Raw genomic sequence first — 22512 nt, forward strand, 5'->3', positions numbered from 1 at the left:
GGTCCTCACCCCATTCCGGCTGCGGCCAGCACCGCCCGCCTGGTGAGCACCCGCGCCAGGTGCTCGCGGTACTCGGGCGAGGCCGAGATGTCCTGCGAGGGCCGGGTCCCCTCGGCTGCGGACCCGGCGGCCTGCGCCACGGCCTCCGCGTCACCGGCGCCGGACAGGGCGTCCTCGGTCGCCGAGGCGCGCAGCGGCGTCGAGCCCATGTTGGTCAGGCCGATCCGCGCCTCGGTGATGTGCCCGTCGTCGCGCCGCACCAGGGCGGCCACGCCGACCGTCGCCCACGACTGCGCCACCTGGTGGAACTTCTCGTACTGGAAGCCCCAGCCGTCCGCCTTCGGCACCCGCACCTCCACCAGGAGCTCGTCGGGTTCGAGCGCCGACTGCAGATAGTCGACGAAGAAGTCACCTGCGGGCAGCGTGCGCCGCCCCCGCGGCCCCTGCGCCACGAGTTCGCCGTCCAGGGCCAGCACCACCGCGGGCAGATCGCCGGCCGGGTCGGCGTGCGCGAGGGAACCGCCCAGGGTGCCCCGGTGCCGTACGGCGGGATCCGCGACCGTCGCCGTGGCGGACGCCAGCAGGCCCGCGTGCCGGCGGATCAGCGGATCGTGGATGACGTCGTGGTGCGTGGTCATCGCGCCGATGACGAGGGTGTCGCCGTCCTCGCGCACCCCGCGCAGCTCGGGGATGCGGCCGACGTCCACGACCAGCTCGGGAAAGGCCAGTCGCAGCCTCAGCAGAGGCAGCAGGCTCTGCCCGCCGGCCAGCACCTTCGCCTCCTCGCCGGCGTCGGCGAGCGCGCGTACCGCCTCGTCGACGCTTGCCGGCCGGGTGTAGTCGAATGCCGGGGGAATCATGACCGGGCCTCCCTCACCGCTCGCCAGACCCGCTCGGGTGTGCAGGGCATGCGGATGTCCTCGACGCCCAGCGGCCGCAGCGCGTCCACGATCGCGTTGACGACGGCGGGCGTGGATGCGATCGTGCCCGCCTCGCCGACTCCCTTGACGCCCAGGGGGTTCGAGGTGGCCGGTGTCTCCGTCCGCTCGGTCACGAAGTCGGGCAGGTCCGGCGCCGACGGCACCAGGTAGTCGGCCATGGTGCCGGAGACCAGGTTGCCCTCGTCGTCGTACACGGCCTCCTCGTACAGCGCCTGCGCGATGCCCTGCGCGATACCGCCGTGCACCTGCCCCTCGACGATCATCGGGTTCACGACCCTGCCGACGTCGTCGACGCAGACGTAGGAACGGATGTGCGTCTTCCCCGTCTCGGTGTCGACCTCGACTGCGCACAGGTGGGTACCGTGCGGGTAGGAGAAGTTGTCCGGGTCGACCAGGTGCTCGGCGTTGATGGTGGGCTCCATGCCGTCGGGCAGGTCGTGCGAGGAGAACGTCTCGAAGGCGACCTCCTGGATCGTCTTGCGGGCGTCCGGGGAGCCCTTCACGGAGAACACGCCGCCCGCGAACTCCAGGTCGTTCTCGCTGGCCTCCAGCAGATGGGCGGCCACCTTCCGGGCCTTGTCGACCACCTTTTGTGCGGCTTGGTGGACGGCCGTCCCGCCCACGACGAGCGAGCGGGAGCCGTAGGTGTCCATCCCCTGTGGCACCAGCCTCGTGTCCCCGTACACCACCTCGACGTCCTCGAACGGTACGCCCAGCACGTCGGCGGCGATCTGGCTCCAGCTGGTCACATGGCCCTGCCCGTGCGGGCTGGTGCCGGTGACCACCTCGACCTTGCCGGTGGGCAGCATGCGGATGCTCGCCGCCTCCCAGCCGCCGGCCGCGTACCGCAGGTCGCGCAGCACCCGGCTGGGCGCGAGCCCGCACATCTCGGTGTACGTCGACACGCCGATGCCGAGCCGGACGGTGTCGCCGCGGTGGTTGCGGTCGGCCTGCTCGGCGCGCAGCTTGTCGTAGTCGAACAGCGCGAGCGCCTTCTCGGTCGCGGCCTCGTAGTTGCCGCTGTCGTAGGTCAGACCCGCGATGGACGTGTACGGGAACTCCTCGTGCCGGATCCAGTTGCGGCGCCGCAACTCCATGGGATCCAGGCCGAGTTCGGCCGCCAGGTCGTCCATGATCCGCTCGATGACGAACGTCGCCTCGGGGCGTCCGGCGCCGCGGTAGGCGTCGGTCGGCGTCCTGGTCGTGAACACGCCGGTGCAGGTGAAATCGTAGGAGTCCATCTTGTAGATGCCCGGGTACATGAACGCGCCGAGGAGCGGCGTCCCCGGCGTGATGATCATGAGGTAGGCGCCCATGTCCGCCAGCAGGCCGACCTTCAGGCCGAGCAGCTTGCCCTCCCTGGTCGCGGCGATCTCGACGTCCTGGATCTGGCCGCGGCCATGGTGGGTGGCGAGGTAGTTCTCGGAGCGGGACTCGGTCCACTTCACGGGCCGGCTGGTCCTGCGCGCCACCGCGAGCGCGATGGCCTCCTCGCCGTACACCTGCAGCTTGGAGCCGAAACCGCCGCCCACGTCGGGGGCGACCACCCGCAGCTTGTGCTCGGGGATGCCGGTGACCAGCGCCATCATGACGCGGACGATGTGCGGGATCTGCGTGGAGGAGTAGAGGGTGTACTCGCCGGATGCGGCGAGCGGGGTGACGACGACCGCGCGCGGCTCCATTGCGTTGGGGATGAGCCGCTGCTGGTGGTAGCGGCGCTTGAGGATCACATCGGCGCGCTGCCGTACGGAGTCGAAGTCCTCGCCCGTCTTCAGCGGCCACACGTAGCAGCGGTTGGTGCCCTTGTCGGAGTGGACCAGCGGGGAGTCCTCGGCGAGCGCCGCTTCCAGGTCCAGCACCGGAGGCAGCGGCTCGTAGTCGATCTCGATCGCCTCCAGGGCGTCGGCGGCCGCGTACCGGTCGCGGGCCACCACCACCGCCACCGGGTCGCCCGCGTACCGCACCTCGTCGACGGCGACCGCCGGGTGGTCGGGCAGCACGATGTCCTCGGTCACCGGCCAGGCGCAGGGCATCGACCCCAGTCCGTCGGCGAGGTCGCTGCCGCTGAACGCGGCGATGACACCGGGGCGCTCCAGCGCCGGTGAGACGTCGATCCGGTCGATCCGGGCGTGCGCCATCGGGCTGCGCAGGATCGCCATGTGCAGCAGTCCGTTGACGCTGATGTTGTCGGTCCAGTTGGTCTGCCCGGTGATCAGGCGGGCGTCCTCCTTGCGGGGCCGGGCGCGCCCGACCTCGCCTTCCACGGCCTGGTCGGTCATGCCGGGACCTCCTGTTCGGAGGCGGCCTGCACGGCCCGCACGATGTTCTGGTAGCCGGTGCAGCGGCAGAGGTTTCCCTCGAGGGCGTGCCGGATCTCGTCCGAGGTGGGATGGGGATGCTCGCGCAGCAGATCGCGGGCGGCCATCAGCATTCCCGGGGTGCAGTAGCCGCACTGCAGGGCGTGCTTCTCGTGGAAGGCGCGCTGGAGGGCGGTCAGCTCACCGTCCTGGGCCAGCCCCTCGACCGTCGTCACCTCACCTCCGTCCGCCTGAACGGCGAGCACGGAGCAGCTCTTGACGCTGACGCCGTCCAGCTCGACCGTGCAGGCCCCGCAATTCGAGGTGTCGCAGCCGATGGGGGTGCCGGTCAGACCGAGGCGGTCGCGCAGGTAGTGGACCAGGAGGAGACGGGGTTCCACGTCGTCCTCGTACGTCGTGCCGTCCACCTTCACCGAGATATGGGTCATGTGCCCTCCCAGGATCACGGGACGTGATGTGCGTCACTCTATGACTGGTTTCCGGAGGGGGCGAGGGTGGCGGAGTCATTGGTTGAGCGTTAATCCGTTGCCGTGGTGGCGCCGGTACTGCTGCACTTCACGTGTTGTGTCACCGCACCGCCCAGGAGAAGCAATGCGCGCACCGTTCATGTCCGCCCAGGAAGGAATGACCCACTCTTCGAAGGACATGACGCTTCGTGCACTTGCTCAACCTTGGCATCCTCGCGCACGTCGACGCAGGTAAGACCAGCCTGACCGAGCGGCTGCTGCACTCGGTCGGCGTGATCGACGAGCCCGGCCGTGTCGACGCCGGGAACACCCGCACCGACACCCTCGCGCTGGAGCGGCAGCGCGGCATCACCATCAAGTCCGCCGTCGTCTCGTTCGCGATCGACGACGTGACGGTCAACCTCATCGACACCCCCGGTCACCCGGACTTCATCGCCGAGGTGGAGCGGGTGCTCGGAGTGCTCGACGGCGCCGTCCTCGTCGTCTCGGCCGTCGAGGGCGTCCAGGCGCAGACCCGCGTCCTGATGCGGACGCTGCAGCGGCTGCGCATCCCGACCCTCCTGTTCGTCAACAAGATCGACCGGCGCGGGGCCCGATACGACGGCGTACTGCGGGAGATCTGCCAGCGGCTCACGCCGGAGGTCGTGCCGATGGGGACGGTCGGCGGGCTCGGCACACCCGATGCCCACTTCGTGCCGGGGCTCGCCGCGACGGCACTCGACGTTCTCGCGGACCATGACGACGAGCTGCTCGCCGCCTATGTGGAGGGCAGTGACGCGTCGCTTGGCGTCGGCAGTGCTATGTCACATACGACCCGCGGTGCTGCGTCACATACGGCTCGCGGTGGTATGTCACATGACACCCTCCATGCAGCCCTCACCACCCAGACCCGCCAGGCTCTCGTCCACCCCGTCCACTTCGGCTCAGCCATCACCGGCGCAGGCGTGAACGCCCTGGTCACCGGCATCAAAGAGCTGCTGCCTCCGGCCGACGGCGACCCCGACGGACCGGTCTCGGGCACCGTCTTCAAGGTCGAGCGCGGCCCGGCGGGGGAGAAGGTGGCGTACGCGCGCATGTTCTCCGGCACCCTGCGTACCCGCGACCGGATCCCCTTCGGTGAGGCCGGCGCGGAGGGAAGGGTCACGGCGATCAGCGTCTTCGACCACGGCACCGACGTCCGGGCGGACGCCGTCCCCGCCGGACGGATCGCCAGGCTGTGGGGTCTGACCGACATCAGGATCGGTGACGCCCTCGGTGAGCCGCGCACGGCCCACGAGCACTTCTTCGCCGCGCCCACGCTGGAGACGGTGGTCGTCCCCGGCCCGGGCGTGGACACCCGGAAGCTCCATCTCGCGCTCACCCAGCTCGCCGAACAGGACCCGCTGATCGACCTGCGCCACGACGAGGTGCGCCAGGAGACCTCCGTGTCCCTCTACGGCGAGGTGCAGAAGGAGGTCGTTCAGGCCACGCTCGCCGAGGAGTTCGGGCTGGACGTCACCTTCCGGGAGACCACGGTCATCTGCATCGAGCGGCCGTCCGGCCCGGGAGCGGCGGTCGAGTTCAACAAGAAGGGCGCCAACCCGTTTCTGGCCACCGTCGGTCTGCGCGTCGATCCCGCACCGGCCGGCTCGGGCGTGCGGTTCCGGCTGGAGGTGGAGCTCGGCGCCATGCCGTACGCCTTCTTCAAGGCCGTCGAGGACACCGTCCGCGAGACCCTCGGGCAGGGCCTGCACGGCTGGCAGGTCACCGACTGCACGGTCACCATGACCCACTCCGGCTACTCGCCCCGGCAGAGTCATGCCCACCAGGGCTTCGACAAGAGCATGTCCAGCACCGGCTACGACTTCCGCGGCGTGACCCCGCTGGTCCTGATCGAGGCGCTGCGCCGGGCGGGCACCCGGGTGTACGAGCCGATGCACCGCTTCCGCCTCGAAGCCCCGGCCGACACCCTCGGCGCCCTGCTGCCGGTGCTGGCCGCCCTGCGTGCCGTGCCGCAGACGACGGAGACGCAGGGTGCCGCCTGCGTCCTGGAGGGGGCGATCCCGGCCGGCCGGGTGCACGAACTCGAGCAGCGGCTGCCCGGACTCACGCGGGGCGAGGGCGAGTGGGAGAGCGCCTTCGACCACTACGCACCGATCACTTACGGAACGGTTCCCGAACGTCCGCGGACCGACCACAACCCCCTCAACCGCAAGGAGTACCTGTTGAACGTGACGCGTCGAGTGGGGAGTTGAGGTGGCTGAGAAGGAACGCTCCTCAAAATCCTGAAACTTACTCAAGAGTCAGAAGTATTGACGGTGTCCGGAAATCACCGGACTGTAGTGGACATGCCGAATATCCGGACACGTCTGCTCCCTGTGCTGGTTGTCCTCTTCGGATCTCTGACGGTGGCGGGCGCGCCGTCCGCCACCGCCGCGCCCCCTCCCGACTCCCTCTGGTTCGACGCATCGCCGCTGACCGTGCAGAACGGCAGATTCGTCGACGGCAACGGCCGCGAGGTCGTGCTGCGCGGCTACAACGTCTCCGGCGAGACCAAGCTGGAGGAGAACAGCGGCCTGCCCTTCGCCTCGGTCGCCGACGCCAGGAAGTCGGCGACCGCGCTGCGCGCCCTCGGCGGCGGCAACTCGGTCCGCTTCCTGCTGTCCTGGGCGCACGCCGAACCCACCCGCGGCACGGTCGACACCGCCTACCTGGCCGCCGCCACCGCGCAGATGCAGGCCTTCCTCGACGCCGGCATCCGCGTCTACCCGGACTTCCACCAGGACCTCTACTCCCGCTACCTCTTCAACTCGGGCAGCTGGTACACGGGCGACGGCGCGCCCAAGTGGGCGGTGGCGCTGGGCGGTTACCCGCAGGAGTCGTGCGGGATCTGCCTCTTCTGGGGCCAGAACATCACCCAGAACCAGGCCGTGACCAAGGCGCAGAACGACTTCTGGCACAACACCTACGGCCTCCAGGACTCCTTCCTGGACACCGCCCAGAAGACCATGGCCTACGTCGAACAGCACCTGAGCGATGCCGAGTTCGCGGGCGTCGTCGGCTTCGACCCCTACAACGAGCCCTACGCGGGCAGCTACGACTCGGGCCAGACCAGCCGCGGCTGGGAGCAGAGCCTGCTGTGGCCCTTCTACCAGAAGTTCCGGGCCCGGATGGACGCGGCCGGCTGGCAGACCAAACCCGCCTTCGTCGAACCGAACCTCTTCTGGAACGCCAACATCGACTCCCAGAAGCAGGAGGGCGGGCTGCTGGACGCAGGCACGCTCGGCCCCCGCTACGTCTTCAACACCCACTTCTACGACCAGAAGGCCATTTCCGGGGTCCTGATGTGGGGCAACGCGTCCGACGGGCAGTACGCGAAGGACTTCGGGACCATCCGCGACCGGGCGTCCGCCGCCGGGACGGCCGCCGTGGTCAGCGAGTTCGGCCATCCGCTGAACGGATCGGTGTCGGGCAAGGCTCCCACCGTCGACAAGGCGATGTACCAGGCCCTCGACTCCCGTCTGCCGGGCTCCAGTTGGTGGTCCAACCCGGCCTCCTCCGGCCCGGTCCTCTCCGGCAACCAGTGGCAGTGGGACATCTACAACGGCCGTCACCACGAGCTGATGAACGACAACCCCGACAAGGTCCGGACGTCGGGTGACGCCTGGAACGACGAGGACCTCTCCTCCGCAAAGCTCGACGAATCGGGCACGGTGACACTTCGTCAGGACGCCCGGCTCCTCGACCGCGTCTACCCCAGTGCGACGGCCGGTACGGCGCTCGCCTTCACCTACGAGGACCGCTCACGCGACGGTTCCACGACCCTGACCTGGAACCCGGTGCCGAGTTCACTGCCGAACGTGTCCCAGCTGGTCGGCTCCGGCCAGTACGGGCTGCTCGTGTGGAAGTCGGGCAGCGGCACGGCACCCACCGAACTGCACCTGCCTGCCTCGTTCCCGACCGCGACGACCACGGTCGTCTCCGACCTCGGCACGGTCTACGGCCCGCCTGCGTACGCGACCTCGACACCGGTCGCGGCCGCTCCCGAACCTGGCGGAACGGGCAGCCGCCGCCTTCTGCTCACCGACTCGGACTCCGGCGTCCTGCACTACGCGCTGGTGACCAACGGGGCGACGTCACCGTCGGCGAGCCTGCTCAGCGCGGCGAAGGCCGAGCTGGCGGCCTGGGCGGCGGCGCACTTCTGAGCGGGGCTCGGGCGGGCCTGGCGGGGATCTTCTCCGTCGCGCCCGCCCGAGGCCCTGCGCCCGGCCTCCGCGTCCGGCCGTACGTGTACACGCAACCGGCCGACGTCATGACCGGTCGCCGCAGGTGCGTCCGCATCTCGGGCGGCCACCGGCGAGGATCACACGTCAACGGCGCCGGACCTTGTCGTCCGGCGCCGTCGACGAACGACTCAGCCGGTGGACGGACCCGTCCAGCCGGCCTGCACATGGCCGAGCCGCACCCGCTGCGGGTGGTCCCCGACGGGCACGGACGTGACCTTCTGGCCGGTCGCGAAGTCGATCGCCGTGACCTGGTCGGCGCCGCTCTCGGAGATGATGCAGTCCTTGCCGTCGCCGCTGACCGTGGCCCAGTAGGGCTTGGAGGCGGTGACCAGCGGACCCTCCTGGAGGGTGGCACGGTCGACGACCGTCGCGTAGTCGTCCATCGTGCCCGCGACGCACAGCTTGGTGCCGTCCGGGTTCATCGAAATGCCGTGGTGGCGCGAGTCGTTGACCCAGGTCGTGCGGTCCTCGCTGGTCGCCGGGTTCTTCGGGAGGGTCTTCACCCGGGTGATCTTGTCGGCGGCGACGTCGTACTCGAGGAAGCCGTTGAAGAAGGACACCTGGAAGTAGAGCTTGGACTCGTCGGGCGAGAAGACGGCCGGGCGCACCGCGTCCGAGAAGTCCTTCAGCCCGATGGCGTCCAGCCGGTCCCGCATGTCGATTATCTTGACCTGCTTGTACGTCGTCGCGTCCACGACCGTGATGTGCCGGTCGCCCTTCGTCCAGTCCCAGGCCGGGTCGTCGAGGGAGGTGTTGACGTCCCCGATGGCCATGTTCCAGATGTACTTGCCGTCCTTGGTGAAGATGTTCTCGTGCGGCTTGTCGCCCGTGGCGAACGAGCCGAGCTGTTTGCCCGTGTTGATGTCCAGCACGTGCACCGTGTTCGCGGTGGAGGCGGAGACGGCCACCCGGGTGCCGTCGGGGGAGACGGCCATGTGGTCGGCGCGGTAACCCGCCACGGGGAAACGCCAGTTGACGGCTCCGGTGGCCAGGTCGATGGAGACCACGTCGGCGAAGCTCGGGCGGGAGACCACCACCGATCTGCCGTCCGGTGTGGAGTACATGTCGTCGGCGAACTGGTCGTGGCCCTCGCCGACGCTGTTGCGGATCGCCATGAAGTAGGCCCACTTGATCGGGTTGGCGTTGATCTCCGCCATCCGCTGGTCCTTGTCCGGGATGACATTGATACGGCCGACCTTTGCGAAGTCTCCCGTGGACTTGATGACGTCGGCCGTGCCGTCCCAGTTGTTGCCGACGAACATCACCTCGCGCAGGGCGGCTGCGGTGGAGGAGTCCGTGGCGGCGGAAACGGCGGTCGCGGGAGCGCTGACGGTCAGGACGAGGGCGGCGGCTACGGAGCAAAGGTGCCTGGTTCTGAAGGCAGGCATGAGTGCTCTCTCCTCTGGGTGCGGGGCATCCGGTGCCGGAAGCTGGGGCGTGAAGGGCAGGGTGTGACGGGGGCATGCCAAGCGGAATGTCTCGGTCGAATCTGAAAACAAGCTCGTTCAGATTCTTACTTACTGGAAAGTAAGGAAGAGGTGCCCTTCTCCACAAGACTGCGTACACGACAAAATTGGCGGAGCGGGCGACCAGGGAGGTTCAGTGGCGGGAAGGCTCAAGGCGCCGACCGGACGGTACGGCGGCAAGACCGCCGCGGAACGGCAGGCCGAGCGGCGCAGGAGATTCCTCGACGCCGCGCTCGAACTCTTCGGCGGCGACCCCGGCTACCGCGCCACCACGGTCGCGGCCCTCAGCGAGGCCGCGGGCCTGTCCACCCGCCAGTTCTACGAGGAGTTCTGCACCCTCGAGGACGTGCTGGCCGCCCTGCACCTCCAGGTCAACGACTGGGCCGAGGAGGCCGTCCTGACCGCGTTCGCCGAGGCCCAGGGTCTCCCGCTCGCCGAGCGCGTCACCGCGATCTTCCGGGCCTACGCCGGGAACGTCACCGGCGATCCACGCCGGATCAGAATCACCTTCGTCGAGATCATCGGCGTCAGCGCACGCCTGGAGGAACAGCGCCTGGCCCGCCGCTCCCGCTGGGTTGACCTCATCTGCGCCGAGGCGGACACGGCCGCCGCCCAAGGAGAGGCCGCCCCCCGCGACTACCGCATCGCCGCGACGGCCTTCATCGGCAGCGTCAACGGGCTGCTGCACGACTGGAGCGCCGGCTGGGTGAACGCCACGCTCGACGAAGTGGTCGACGAACTGGTCCAGCAACTGCTGGCGATCCTGCGTCCGCAGGGCTGGACGACGCCGACCGATTGACGGACGCCCCCGGCCGGGCCAGGCCTGCGACGACCTCTGCCGCTGATCGGCCGACGACACTCCCATGTCCTGCGCCGCGGACCGCCTGACCACCCCGAGTGACCCCTCGAACGGCTCAGTGATGCTGCGCCGGAGGAGGCGAGGGTGCGTGGGCGATGTGACCGTGGTGGAAGGCATGGGCGTGCACACGGTGACGAGGAGGCGCGATGTCGGAAGGTTCGGTCGAGGGCGGCATGGCGCCCGCCGCCACGAGGGACACCCCGGACCTGCCCCCCGAACGGTCCCGGAACGGCTTCGAGCAGTTGAGCGCCGTCGCCGATGCCGTCCTGTACGAGGGCTACCTCCTGTATCCCTACCGTCGCTCGTCCGCCAAGAACCGCGTCCGCTGGCAGTTCGGAGTGCTCTTCCCGCGGGCCTGGGTGGAGCGGGACGGCCCGGTCGTCCCCGGTGTGTCCGGTTCCGCCGACTCCTGGTACCAGCAGACCGAGTGCCTGTTGATCCGACAGCCCGGCGCGACCTTGCGGGTGCGGCTTCGATACCTCCAGCTGCAGCGCAAGCAGGTGGAGGAGACCGGCCATGGCCGCCTCCGAGAGGTCGAGTCGCTGCGCACCGACGACGGCACGGTGCATCTGACCTTCGACGAGGCCGTGCCGTGCGAAGTGGACATGGCGATCCCGCTGGACGACCTCTTCCAGGGGGAACGCACTGTTGCCGCGGGGGCGGCGGCCGGCACGGGCATCGAAGCACTGCCCTCGGGCGCCGGGCGGGTGGTGCGTCGCCGCGAGGAGGTACGGGCCGACCTCACCGTCGGCGCCGAGCGGTTGGGGCAGAACCTCTGCCGTCTACGGGTACGCACCACCCACACGGGACCTGGGCCGGATCCGCGGGCCACGCGCGAAAAAGCGCTGGGTGGCGCGCTCATCGCCGCCCACACCCTCATCGGCGGTGACGGCGTCGAGTTCGTCTCGCTGATCGATCCGCCCGAGGACCTGCGTGCGCATGCAGGTGCGTGCCGGAACGAATTCACCTTCCCCGTCCTCGGTGGCGAACCCTCCACTTCCCGCGCCGGCGCCACGGGACACGTCCTGCTCTCCTCGCCGATCATCCTTCCCGACCATCCGCAGGTGGCCCCGGAAAGCCCGGGGGATCTCCACGACGCCGCGGAGATCGACGAGATCCTCACGCTGCGCACGATGCTGCTGACGGACGAGGAGAAGCGCGAGGCGCGCGCCACCGACCCACGGGCCGCCGCGATCCTCGACCGGGTCGACACCATGCCACCCGAGGTCTTCGCACGGCTGCACGGCGCAGTCCGCTCCCTCGCCCCGGCCAACCCGTCACCCCCGCCCACCGAACGCCCCGCCTGGTGGCAGGAGGGCGCCGACGACGGACTCTCCCCCTCCACCGACACGGTGCTCGTCGACGGAGCGCCCCTCGGCGGCGGCAGCCGCGTACGGCTTCGGCCGCGGGGCCGGGGCGCCGACGCCCAGGACATGTTCCTGGCCGGACGGACCGCCGAGGTGGCCGCCGTCTTCCACGACGTGGACGGCAGCGTGCACCTCGCCGTCACGCTCGACGACGACCCCGCGGCCGAACTGCACAGCTGGTACGGCCGTTTCCACTACTTCCGGCCCGACGAACTCGAACCACTCCAGCCCACCGACTCCGACACCCCCGCCAGCGGAGGCCGTTGACATGACAACGCACAGCAGCACCACCGAGGTCAGCGCCGAACCCGGCCGCGGCGAGGAACGGCAGGGCTTCGACGAGATCCACATCCTCTGGATCTCCGAGGGCATGAGCTGCGACGGCGACACCGTCTCCCTGACGGCCGCCGACCAGCCCTCCATCGAGGACCTGGTCCTCGGCCTGATCCCGGGCCTGCCGAAGGTGAACCTGGTCAACAAGGTGCTCTCCCCGAGCCTGGGTGGCGAGGACTTCCTCGCTCCCTACCGGGCGGCCGTACGTGGCGAGCTGGCCCCGTTCATCCTCGTCATCGAGGGCTCGATCCCCAACCAGAACATCATCGAGGGCGAGGGCTACTGGACGTCCTTCGGCAACGACCCGGAGACCGGCGAACCTCAGACCCTCAACTGGTGGATCGACCAACTGGCCCCCAAGGCCTGGGCGGTGGTGGCCGCAGGCACCTGCGCCACCTTCGGCGGCATTCACGCCATGGCCGGCAACCCGACCGGCTGCATGGGCCTCGCGGACTACCTGGGCTGGGACTTCAGGACCCAGGGCGGCCTGCCCGTGGTGAACGTCCCCGGCTGCCCGATCCAGCCCGAGAACTTCATGGAGACCCTGATCTGGGTCCTCTACCACGCGGCCGGATCCGCTCCGCCGCCCCCGCTGGACCACATGCTGCGCCCGCAGTGGCTGTTCGGCAAGACGGTCCACGAGGGCTGCGACCGCGGGTCGTACTACGAGCAGGGCAACTTCGGCAAGGACTACAACTCGCCCAAGTGCCTGGTGAAGACGGGCTGTTGGGGCCCGGTCGTCAACTGCAACGTCCCCAAGCGCGGTTGGATGGCGGGCATCGGCGGCTGCCCGAACGTCGGTGGCATCTGCATCGGCTGCACGATGCCCGGCTTCCCCGACGCGTTCATGCCGTTCATGGACGAGCCGCCCGGCGGAACGCTGTCCTCGATGATCGTCAAGCCGTACGGGGCCGTCATCCGCCGTCTGCGCGGCTTCACGAACGAGCTGGTCAACCACGAACCCAGGTGGCGCCACAACAAACGGAAGCTGACCAGCGGTTACGACCCGCACTGGCGTCCCTGACACCGCCTGACACACCCCCACCACGGACCGACCCACGGAACAGCGACAGCAAGGGGCAGTAACAGCAATGACCACAACCGAGGCCCGGCCCACGGGACGCAAGCCGCCGCAGCTCGTGGACATGTCCTGGGACCCGATCACCCGGATCATCGGAAACCTGGGGATCTACACGAAGATCGACTTCGCCAACCGGGAGGTCGTGGAGTGCCACAGCACGTCGTCGCTGTTCCGTGGCTACTCGGTCTTCATGAAGGGCAAGGACCCGCGCGACGCCGGCTTCATCACCTCCCGCATCTGCGGCATCTGCGGGGACAACCACACCACCTGCTCCGACTACGCCCAGCAGATGGCCTACGGGGTCAAGCCGCCGCGGCTCGCCGAGCACATCGTCAACCTCGGCGAAGCGGCCGAGTACATGTTCGACCACACGATCTTCCAGGACAACCTGGTGTTCGTGGACTTCTGCGAAGCCATGGTCAAGGCCACCAACCCCGGTGTGCTGGCCCGCGCCGAGCGCACCGACGCCCCTCGCGGGGACATCCACGGCTACCGGACGATCGCCGACATCATGAAGGCCTTCAACCCCTTCGAGGGCGAGGTCTACAAGGAGGCCCTGAAGGTCAGCCGGGTCACCCGCGAGATGTTCTGCCTGATGGAGGGACGGCACGTCCACCCGTCCACGCTCTACCCCGGCGGCGTGGGCACGCTGCCGCAGCCGACGGTCTTCACCGACTACCTCAGCCGGCTCATGCGGGTGATCGACTTCGTCAAGAAGGCCGTCGCCATGAACGACGACGTCTTCGACTTCTTCTACGAGGCGCTGCCCGGCTACGAGGAGGTCGGCCGGCGCCGCATCCTGCTGGGCTGCTGGGGCGCCTTCCAGGACCCCGACGTCGTCGACTACCGCTACGAGAACATGAACACCTGGGGCAGGGCGATGTACGTCACCCCGGGCATCATCGTCGACGGCGAACTGGTCACCAACAACCTCGTCGACATCAACCTCGGCCTGCGGATCATGCTCGGCAGCTCCTACTACGAGGACTGGGTGGGCGAGCAGCCCTTCGTCACCCACGACCCGCTCGGCAACCCGGTCGACATGCGCCACCCGTGGAACCAGACCACCGTGCCGGTGCCGCAGAAGCGCGACTTCGACGCCAAGTACAGCTGGGTGATGAGCCCGCGCTGGTACGACGCGCGCAGCGGCGACCACCTCGCCCTGGACACCGGCGGCGGCCCGCTCGCCCGCCTCTGGTCGACCGCGCTGAGCGGACTGGTCGACACCCCGTACATCAAGTCGACCGGCCACAGCGTGCGCATCTCGCTGCCCAAGGGCGAGTCGCTGCCGGAGACGACCCTGGAGTGGCGCATCCCGAAGTGGAGCAACACCATCGAACGGGACCGCGCCCGGCCCTACTTCGTCGCCTACGCGGCCGCCATGGCCCTGCAGTTCCTGGAAGAGGCGATGGGACTGGTCCGCGACGGCGACACCAAGGTGTTCGAGAACTTCGAGGTGCCCGACGAGGCCATCGGCTGCGGCTTCCACGAGGCGGTGCGCGGGGTCCTCTCCCACCACCTGGTGATCAAGGACAAGAAGATCGCCAACTACCACCCCTACCCGCCCACTCCGTGGAACGCCAGCCCCCGCGACAAGTTCGGCACCCCCGGCCCCTACGAGGACGCGGTCCAGGGACAGCCGATCTTCGAGGAGAACGGTCCGGACGACTTCAAGGGCGTCGACATCATGCGCACGGTCCGCAGCTTCGACCCCTGTCTGCCGTGCGGTGTGCACATGTACGTCGGCAAGGGCAAGACGCTGACCACCCTGCACTCGCCGACGTACGGCGCGAACCATGCCTGAGGCCGAGCGGCTCCCCGACCCCGCCGTCGAGGCCCGGCTGGCCCGCCTCGACCAGCTGCTGGAAGAGCTCGAGTCCGCACCCGGCCCCGCCACCCGCTCCGCGGTCGAGACCGTACGGCTGCTGACCGAGGTCTACGGCGAGGCGCTCGCCCGGGTCATGGACCACGCGGACGTGCAGCTGGCCGAACGCCTCGCCGACGACGAGCTGTTGGCGCACCTGCTGGTGCTGCACGAGATCCACCCGGAACCCGTCGAGCGCCGGGCGGCCCGCGCCGTCGAGCGGCTGCGGCCCGCCGTGCAGGAGCGCGGCGGCGACGTGGAGTGGGCCGGCGCGGACGGCGAGGTGGGACGCGTGCGACTGACGGCGGGCGGCGGTTGCGGCTCCGGATGCGGCGGGGCGACGGACGACGTCACCGCCGCGGTCCGGGAGGCGGTGCTCGCCGTAGCCCCGGAGCTGACCAAGGTGGAGCCGGTACAGACGACGGCTCCGGCCTTCGTACCGCTGACCACCCTCACGCACCGAGGCACACCGTGACCACGGACGGAGCGCTCGCCCGCCTCATCCGCTCCTCCGCCGAGCCCACGCCACCGACCGAGACGGAGCGGTGCGACCTGTGCGCAGCGCCGGTGCCCGACGACCACCGCCACCTGTACGACACCGCGGCCGAGGAGGTGCGCTGCGCCTGCGGCCCCTGTTCGGTGCTGTTCGCCGAGGGCGGCGCGGGCGACGGGCACTACCGGCTCGTTCCCCGCAGGCGGATCCGGCTTTCCCGGGTGGACACTGAGGTTCTGGGAGTGCCCGTCGGTCTGGTCTTCTTCGTGCCCCGGGCCGACGGCACGGTCACCGCCGAGGGCCCGAGCCCGGCCGGGGCCATGCGGTGGGAGATCGACGCGACGGCCTGGCAGCGGCTGACCGAGACCTGTCCGCAGCTCGCGTCCGTGGAACCCGACGTGGAGGCACTGCTCGTGAACACCGTCCACGGCCTCGACCACCACTGGATCGTGCCGGTCGACGACTGCTACCGCATGATCGCCCTCGTACGCCGGGAATGGCGCGGCCTGTCCGGCGGCGGCCGGATCTGGCCCGCCGTCGAGCGGTTCTTCGACGACCTCACAGAGCGGCCATGACCACGACTCCGCGGCGCGGAGACGAGGAAGGAGAACACCCCATGGGCAACATCAGAGTCGGCCGACCCCAGGCCAAGCCCGACTCCACCGGGCACGTGTCCGGCATGCATCAGGGCAACACCGGGCCCTACGGCCACCAGACCGGACACCACGAGGACGGCACCGCCGACGCGCGCCGCTCCACCGGGATCCATTGGAAGCGGCACGACGCCCTCCTCGACGTCATGCCGAACATCCCGCCGGGATGAGGAACAAAAGGGAGCCGGAATGAAGGTCCAACGAGCAGACGGCGCGCAGGGCGGCACGACGGGACGGCAGCTGCTGATGGCGGAGGCCGCCCTGGCCGGTGCCGTGGCCCTGGCGCTGCTCGTCCGGGAGTGGCCGAGCCTGAGGCGCGAGTTTCGGATCTACCGGATGGCCGGCGGCTGGCGCGCAGGCCACCGCTACCCGTGAGACGACCGTGCACGAGTTGTCGATCGCGACCGCGATCATCGAGCGGGCCGACGAGCTCGCCCGGGCGGACGGCACGGACGCCGTCTCGGCGGTGACCGTCCGGGTCGGCGAGCTGGCCGGGGTCGTACCCGACGCCCTGAGTTTCGCGTTCGAGGTGGCCCGCGACGGCACCGCCCTCGCCACGGCCCGGCTCGTGGTGGAGCCGGTCCCCGCGCAGGCCTACTGCGGCGCCTGCGCGGAGGAGTTCCCGGTGGGCATGCCCCCGTTCTTCTGGTGCCCGGACTGCGACCAGCCCTCCACCGACCTGCGCAGCGGCCGGGAACTGGAGATCACCGGGATCGAGTGACATGCACGAGGCCCCGCCGGAGCTCGATGGTCCGGCGGGGCCTCGTACGTCCGGGTCAGCAGATCCGCGGCAGCTGCTCACCCAGCGGCAGGTCCACCACCCGGGTGCCGCCGAGGCCGGTGGAGACCACGACCATGCCGGGGTGCTCGGCCACACACTCACCGATCAGCGTGGCCCCGGCGCCCTGCGGGTGGGCGCGCATCGCCGCAAGGACCTCGTCTGCCGCCGCCGGCGGGACGAAGGCGACAAGCCGGCCCTCGTTGGCGACGTAGAGGGGGTCGAGGCCCAGGAACCCGCAGGCGTTTGCGACGGCGTCCGGCACCGGAATGGCCCGCTCCTGCAGGCGGATACCGGTTCCGGAGGCGCGGGCGATCTCGTTGAGGGACGCGGCCAGGCCGCCACGGGTCGGGTCGCGCAGGACATGGATGTCGGGCGTTACCGCCAGCATGGCCGCCACCAGGTCCGCGAGGGGCGCTGTGTCGCTGGCGACCTCGACACCGAACTCCAGTCCCTCCCGGACGCTCATGATCGCCACTCCGTGGAGACCGATCGGACCGCTGACGATGACGGCGTCACCGGGCCGCGCACGCTGGGGACGGATGTCCACCCCGTCGGGGACGAGCCCCACGCCGGCGGTGGTGACGTACACACCGTCGCCGTGCCCGGACTCCACGACCTTGGTGTCACCCGTGGCGACGACGACCCCCGCCGTCTCGGCCGCCGCGCCCATGGCACGCGCGATCCGTTCGACCACGGTCAGTTCCACGCCCTCTTCCAGGACGAAGGCGGCGGACAGGTAGGCGGGCCTGGCGCCGCTCATCGCGAGGTCGTTGACGGTGCCGTTGACCGCGAGGTCGCCCAGGCAGCCGCCGGGAAAGAACAGCGGCCTGACCACATAGGAGTCGGTGGAGAACGCCAGCCGCGCACCGCCCAGTTCGAGGACGGCGGAGTCGGCGAGCGCGGCGAGGGTGGCATTTCCGTAGGCGGGGACGAAGACCTGCTCCATCAGCTCGGCGGACAGGGCGCCGCCTCCGCCGTGCCCCATGACCACCACGGGCTGGTCGCGAAGAGGCGCCGGACAGGTCCAGTTGGCGGGGTCGACGGTTTGCGAGAGCTCAGGCAACGGGGTTCATCTCCTCCCGCGCGGCACGGCTGGCCTGCGGCGTCGCGGCGTTCATCCGGCGGTAGAGGTAGTAGGCCGCGCAGGCGCCCTCGCTGGAGACCATGGTGGCGCCGAGCGGGGTGCGCGGGGTGCAGGTGGTGCCGAACGCGGCGCACTCGGTCGGCTTGATCAGCCCCTGGAGCACCTCGCCGGCGCGGCACTCGGCGGGCTCCTCGGTGCGGATCCCGGTGACGTCGAAGCGGTGCTCGGCGTCGAACGCGCGAAACGCCTCGGTCAGCCGCCAGCCGCTGCGCGGGATGGGCCCGATGCCGCGCCAGTTCCGGTCGGTGACCTCGAACACCTCCTCGATCATGCGTACGGCGGCCGGGTTGCCGTCCTCGCGTACGGCACGCGCGTACGCGTTCTCCACCCGGTGCTCACCGCGCTCCAGCTGGCGCACCGCTCGGCGGATGCCCTCGAGGATGTCCAGCGGCTCGAAACCGGTCACCACGAGCGGCACCCGGAACCGCTCGGCCAGTTCGGGATACTCGGCGGTGCCCATCACGCTGCACACATGCCCGGCGGCCAGGAAGCCCTGCACCCGGCATGCGGGGGCCGTCATGATGGCCTCGATCGCCGGAGGAACCCGCACATGCGACACCAGGAGGCTGAAGTTGGCCAGCCCCAGGCGGCGCGCCTGGTGCACGGCCATCGCGTTGGCGGGGGCCGTGGTCTCGAAGCCGATGGCGAAGAAAACCACCTCCCGGTCCGGGTTGCGGCGGGCCAGCTCCAGGGCGTCGAGCGGTGAGTACACCACGCGTACGTCGCCGCCCTCGCCCTTGACCCGGAACAGGTCCCGGTCCGTGCCCGGAACCCGGAGCATGTCGCCGAAGGAGCAGAAGATCACCCCGGGACGCGCGGCGATCTCCAGCGCCTTGTCGATGACCTCCAGCGGGGTCACGCACACGGGGCAGCCGGGACCGTGAATCAACTCCACCTGCTCCGGCAGCAGTTGGTCGATGCCGTGCCGGATGATGGAGTGGGTCTGCCCGCCGCACACCTCCATCAGGGCCCACGGCCGGGTGGCGGTGGCGCCGATCTCGTCCAGCAGCCGCCGGGCCAGATCGGGGTCGTTGAACTCGTCGATGTACTTCACCGGGCCTCGCTCTCTCGGGGTTCCTCGGTCACGGCGGCGACTCCCGCGTCCCGCGACGCCTGCTCCCAGGCGTCGCCGAACTCCTCCTCCAGCAGCCCCAGTTCCTCGAAGAGCTGCAGGGAGGCCAGAGCCGATTCCTCGTCCAGGCGCTGGAGCGCGAACCCGACGTGGACGATGACGTACTCACCCACCCGCACGTCCGACACGTACTCCAGACACGCCTGTTTCTGCACACCGCCGAAGTCGATCAGCCCGGTGAGCGGGTCGGCACTGTCGTCGATGGCCACGACCTTGCCGGGCACTGCCAAACACATGGGTCACTCCTCTTGTCGTTCGTGCGCCGCGACCACGAGTTGTCCAAGGGCCAATCCGCCGTCGTTCGGGGGAACTTCACCGTGCCGCAGCACCGTGAAGCCGTCCTCGGCCAGCAGCCGCGTGCACTCCTCCTCCAGCAGCGCGTTGGCGAAGACCCCGCCGCTGAGGGCGACCGTGGCCAGGCGGGTGTCCCGGCGCGCCTGCCGGCAGATCTCCAGGACGGCTCTGGCGACGCCGCGGTGGAAGCGCGCGGCGAGCACGGGGGCAGGGGTGCCGCGCCGCAGGTCGGCCACCAGTGCGCCGAGCACCGGTGCCGGGTCGCACATGCCGGAGCCGATACCGAAGGCGTACGCCGAGGTGTCGGCGTCCCGGGCCGAAGCGGCCGCTGCCTCCAGCTCCACGGCCGCCTGGGCCTCGTATCGCGCGCGGTGGCACACCCCCACCAGGGAGGACACCGCGTCGAAGAGCCGGCCCATGCTGGAGGTCGCCACGCAGGCCACCCCCCGCGTCAACTGCTGTTCCAGGAGGGTCAGTTCCGTGGCCGAGCAGGCGGCGACGCAGGGCAGATCCGCATCCCACCGCACACCCGCGGCCCACAGCCGGGCCAGGGCCAGACGGCACGGGTTGGCGACCCCGGCATCTCCGCCGGGCAGCGGGGCGGGGGAGAGGTGGGCGTAGCGCCGGTGACGCGCGTAGTCGGCGAGGAGGATCTCGCCGCCCCAGACGGTGCCGTCGTCGCCGTAGCCGGTGCCGTCGAAGGCGACGCCGATCACGGGTGTGGTGCCGTCGAGGCCGTGCTCGGCCATCGCGGAGGCGATGTGTGCATGGTGGTGCTGGACGAACACCGGTGTGTGCCGGGGCAGTTCGGCCGCGCGGCGGCGGGCCCAGCGGGCCGAGTGGTAGCCGGGGTGCCGGTCCGCTGCGACGAGTTCGGGGGTGACGCCGCTCAGCTGCCGGATGTGCCCCTCCGCCCGCTCGGCGGCCTCCAGCGTGGTCAGGTCCCCCATGTCGCCGATGTGCGGGCCGAGCCAGGCCTGGTCGCCCTCGCCGACGCACAGTGCGTTCTTGAGGTCGCCGCCCACCGCCAGCGCGGGCCGCACGGCGACCGGCAGCCGCAGCGGGCGGGGCACATACCCCCGGGACCGGCGCAGCACCTGCTCGCTGCCGTCGCCGCGCACCCGCAGCAGGGAGTCGTCGCACGGTGAGGCGATGGCCCGGTCGTGGGCAAGCCAGGCGTCGGCCAGCCCGTCCAGCCGGGTCAGCGCCTCCTCGTCGTCCGTGACGATCGGTTCCCCCGACCGGTTGCCACTGGTCATGACCAGTACACGTGGGCCCGGCGGATCACCGGGGAGCCCCAACAGCAGGACGTGCACGGGCGTGTAGGGCAGCATCACGCCGAGCTGCGGGCTGCCCGGGCACACACCGGGAGCGAGGCGCAGGTGCCGGGCCGGCGTCCGCGGGCGCAGCAGGACGATGGGGCGGCGGGCGCTGGTGAGTGCCGTGCGCTCGGCCGGGGAGACCTGGGCGATCTCATCCACGGTGTCGAGATCCGCGCACATCACCGCGAACGGCTTGCCACCGCGCTCCTTCCGGGTGCGCAGTGTGTCGACGGCTCGTGCGTCGGTGGCGTCGCATGCCAGGTGATAGCCGCCGAGGCCCTTGACGGCGAGGATGCGTCCGGCCGCCAGCAGGGCCCGGGCCGCCACCAGGGCGTCGCCGTCCCGCGCAGGGCGGATCCCGCTGCCGGCCGCCGGCACCAGGCGCAGCCGGGGACCGCAGTCCGGGCAGGCGACGGGCTGGGCGTGAAAGCGGCGGTCGGCGGGGTCGCCGTACTCCCGGGCGCATGCGGGACACATCGGGAAGCCGGCCATCGTGGTGACCGCCCGGTCGTACGGCATCCCCGTGGCGATGGTGAAGCGGGGGCCGCAGTGGGTGCACGTGACGAACGGGTGCCGGTGGCGGCGGTCGACCGGATCGGCGAGTTCCCGCAGACAGTCCGCGCAGGTCGCCGTGTCGGGCGGGAGCAGCGTGCGGCCCGCGGACCGTTCGGTGGCGCGGATGGTGAAGGCCTCGTCCGCGCCCGTGGCGGGCAGGTCCTCGACGCCGACGCCGGTGACGGCGGCCAGCGGTGGAGGCTCCGTGGCCAGCAGGCCGCAGAAACGGGCGACACCGTCCGGCGCGCCCTCCACCTCGATGAGTACGCCGCCGGCCGTGTTGCTCACGAACCCGGCCAGCGCGAGATCGGTGGCCAGTCGGTGCACGAAGGGGCGGAAGCCCACGCCCTGCACGGTGCCGCGCACGACGACACGGCGGCGCACGGCCTGCGCGGCCGGAGCGGTCACGAGACGCGGCCGGCCGCTAGGCCCGTGGTCTGCTGGGCGTGCTCGTGGCCGTGCGGGCGGGGCGCGAGAGGAGGCCGGTGCACGGGGGCCCCGTCCCGCGCGGCGAGCACCCGCTCCAGCACGGTGGCGATACCGGCGCCGTCACGGGCGCAGGACCGTACGACCTCCACCCCGGGGTTGACCCGCTGCACATGGGCTACGAAGGCGGCCTCGTCGAAACCGGCGGGCTCGGCCAGATCGGTCTTGGTGAGCACGACCAGATGGGCGGAGCCGAAGGCCGTGGGGTACTTCAGTGGCTTGTCCTCGCCCTCCGTGACCGCCATGAGGACGATCCGCAGGCTCTCGCCGAGGTCGTAGGCCGCCGGGCAGACGAGGTTGCCGACGTTCTCCACGAACAGCACGGCAGTGTCCTCGGGCAGCCAGCTCTGCACATGGCCGCGGAGCTGCCGGGCCTCCAGATGGCACAGCCCGTCGGTCAGCAGCTGTTTGACCGGCGCGCCCGAGCGGGCGAGCCGGTGGGCGTCGTTCTCGGTCGCCAGGTCGGCGGTGAGCGCGGCCACCGGGATGCGCCGCTCCACCGCCAGGGCCAGCACCTTCCCGAGCAGTTCCGTCTTGCCGCTGCCCGGGCTGGACAGCAGGTTGACGACGCCGACCCCGCGCCGGGTCAGTTCGTCGCGCAGGCTCGCGGCCAGGCCGTCGTTCTTCGCGAGGACTGCCTGGGTGACGTCGTCCATGGACTCGCACATGGGCGCTGCTCCTCGCGGTTGTT

At 70.5% G+C, this 22512-nt stretch carries 20 protein-coding genes; 11 read left to right on the forward strand and 9 right to left on the reverse strand.

Annotated features, from left to right (window positions below):
* Positions 1–5: 5 nt before the first annotated feature.
* From IH68_RS0121865 to IH68_RS0121875, 3 genes are read right to left on the reverse strand one after another with little or no spacing between them, the layout of a single operon-like run.
* Positions 6–860 carry an FAD binding domain-containing protein gene (locus tag IH68_RS0121865; protein ID WP_030937787.1) on the reverse strand — a complete coding sequence of 285 codons (855 nt, stop codon included), beginning with the start codon at positions 858–860 and terminating at the stop codon, positions 6–8.
* On the reverse strand, positions 857–3220 hold the full coding sequence (locus IH68_RS0121870) for a xanthine dehydrogenase family protein molybdopterin-binding subunit (RefSeq protein WP_030937789.1): 2364 nt from the start codon (positions 3218–3220) through the stop codon (positions 857–859). The genes IH68_RS0121865 and IH68_RS0121870 overlap by 4 nt, the downstream gene beginning before the upstream one ends.
* Complete coding sequence (locus IH68_RS0121875) at positions 3217–3687, reverse strand: (2Fe-2S)-binding protein (RefSeq protein ID WP_030937791.1); 471 nt, start codon at positions 3685–3687, stop codon at positions 3217–3219. Before IH68_RS0121875 ends, IH68_RS0121870 begins: the two co-directional genes overlap by 4 nt.
* A 227-nt stretch (positions 3688–3914) precedes the next feature.
* On the opposite strand from IH68_RS0121875, the gene IH68_RS0121880 reads away from it, so the two are divergent.
* On the forward strand, positions 3915–5960 hold the full coding sequence (locus IH68_RS0121880; protein ID WP_030937792.1) for an elongation factor G: 2046 nt from the start codon (positions 3915–3917) through the stop codon (positions 5958–5960).
* 93 nt (positions 5961–6053) lie between these two features.
* Positions 6054–7910, forward strand: a complete 1857-nt coding sequence (locus tag IH68_RS0121885; protein ID WP_030937793.1) for a cellulase family glycosylhydrolase — start codon at positions 6054–6056, stop codon at positions 7908–7910.
* 209 nt (positions 7911–8119) lie between these two features.
* Here the strand turns inward: IH68_RS0121885 and IH68_RS0121890 are convergent, their stop codons facing one another.
* Positions 8120–9379, reverse strand: a complete 1260-nt coding sequence (locus IH68_RS0121890; RefSeq protein WP_030937794.1) for a YncE family protein — start codon at positions 9377–9379, stop codon at positions 8120–8122.
* A 214-nt stretch (positions 9380–9593) separates the two neighbouring features.
* Between IH68_RS0121890 and IH68_RS0121895 the strand changes: the two genes are divergently transcribed.
* The 9 genes from IH68_RS0121895 (at position 9594) to hypA (ending at position 16828) form a co-directional block, all read left to right on the forward strand.
* Positions 9594–10256 carry a TetR/AcrR family transcriptional regulator gene (locus tag IH68_RS0121895; protein WP_030937795.1) on the forward strand — a complete coding sequence of 221 codons (663 nt, stop codon included), beginning with the start codon at positions 9594–9596 and terminating at the stop codon, positions 10254–10256.
* A 206-nt stretch (positions 10257–10462) separates the two neighbouring features.
* Positions 10463–11950, forward strand: a complete 1488-nt coding sequence (locus tag IH68_RS0121900; RefSeq protein WP_030937796.1) for a hypothetical protein — start codon at positions 10463–10465, stop codon at positions 11948–11950.
* A gap of 1 nt (position 11951) precedes the next feature.
* On the forward strand, positions 11952–13040 hold the full coding sequence (locus tag IH68_RS0121905) for a hydrogenase expression protein HypE (protein WP_030937797.1): 1089 nt from the start codon (positions 11952–11954) through the stop codon (positions 13038–13040).
* Positions 13041–13107: 67 nt separating this feature from the next.
* Positions 13108–14901: a nickel-dependent hydrogenase large subunit gene (locus tag IH68_RS0121910; protein WP_030937798.1), complete on the forward strand. Its 1794-nt coding sequence runs from the start codon at positions 13108–13110 to the stop codon at positions 14899–14901.
* Positions 14894–15436 carry a NifU family protein gene (locus tag IH68_RS0121915; RefSeq protein WP_030937799.1) on the forward strand — a complete coding sequence of 181 codons (543 nt, stop codon included), beginning with the start codon at positions 14894–14896 and terminating at the stop codon, positions 15434–15436. The genes IH68_RS0121910 and IH68_RS0121915 overlap by 8 nt, the downstream gene beginning before the upstream one ends.
* On the forward strand, positions 15433–16029 hold the full coding sequence (locus IH68_RS0121920) for a DUF5947 family protein (RefSeq protein ID WP_030937800.1): 597 nt from the start codon (positions 15433–15435) through the stop codon (positions 16027–16029). The genes IH68_RS0121915 and IH68_RS0121920 overlap by 4 nt, the downstream gene beginning before the upstream one ends.
* Before the next feature lie 41 nt (positions 16030–16070).
* Positions 16071–16277 carry a hypothetical protein gene (locus IH68_RS0121925; protein WP_030937802.1) on the forward strand — a complete coding sequence of 69 codons (207 nt, stop codon included), beginning with the start codon at positions 16071–16073 and terminating at the stop codon, positions 16275–16277.
* 19 nt (positions 16278–16296) lie between these two features.
* Positions 16297–16482 (forward strand): hypothetical protein, encoded by a 186-nt coding sequence (locus IH68_RS0121930; RefSeq protein ID WP_030937805.1) that lies wholly within the window; start codon positions 16297–16299, stop codon positions 16480–16482.
* Positions 16483–16489: 7 nt separating this feature from the next.
* A complete protein-coding gene (gene hypA, locus IH68_RS0121935; protein WP_030937806.1) occupies positions 16490–16828 on the forward strand; it encodes a hydrogenase maturation nickel metallochaperone HypA in 339 nt (112 codons plus the stop codon).
* Between the two features lie 55 nt (positions 16829–16883).
* Here hypA and hypE read toward each other — a convergent pair whose 3' ends face one another.
* The 5 genes from hypE to hypB are packed head-to-tail and all read right to left on the reverse strand — an operon-like array spanning position 16884 to position 22489.
* Complete coding sequence (gene hypE, locus IH68_RS0121940; protein ID WP_030937808.1) at positions 16884–17951, reverse strand: hydrogenase expression/formation protein HypE; 1068 nt, start codon at positions 17949–17951, stop codon at positions 16884–16886.
* Complete coding sequence (hypD, locus tag IH68_RS0121945) at positions 17944–19086, reverse strand: hydrogenase formation protein HypD (RefSeq protein ID WP_030937810.1); 1143 nt, start codon at positions 19084–19086, stop codon at positions 17944–17946. Before hypD ends, hypE begins: the two co-directional genes overlap by 8 nt.
* Positions 19083–19400, reverse strand: a complete 318-nt coding sequence (locus IH68_RS0121950) for a HypC/HybG/HupF family hydrogenase formation chaperone (RefSeq protein ID WP_030937812.1) — start codon at positions 19398–19400, stop codon at positions 19083–19085. Before IH68_RS0121950 ends, hypD begins: the two co-directional genes overlap by 4 nt.
* Positions 19401–19403: 3 nt before the next feature.
* On the reverse strand, positions 19404–21743 hold the full coding sequence (gene hypF, locus IH68_RS0121955; protein WP_030937815.1) for a carbamoyltransferase HypF: 2340 nt from the start codon (positions 21741–21743) through the stop codon (positions 19404–19406).
* A complete protein-coding gene (gene hypB / locus IH68_RS0121960) occupies positions 21740–22489 on the reverse strand; it encodes a hydrogenase nickel incorporation protein HypB (RefSeq protein WP_030937818.1) in 750 nt (249 codons plus the stop codon). Before hypB ends, hypF begins: the two co-directional genes overlap by 4 nt.
* Between the last annotated feature and the right edge of the window lie 23 nt (positions 22490–22512).

This window comes from Streptomyces sp. NRRL S-646 (assembly GCF_000720765.1).
Classification (GTDB): Bacteria; Actinomycetota; Actinomycetes; order Streptomycetales; family Streptomycetaceae; genus Streptomyces.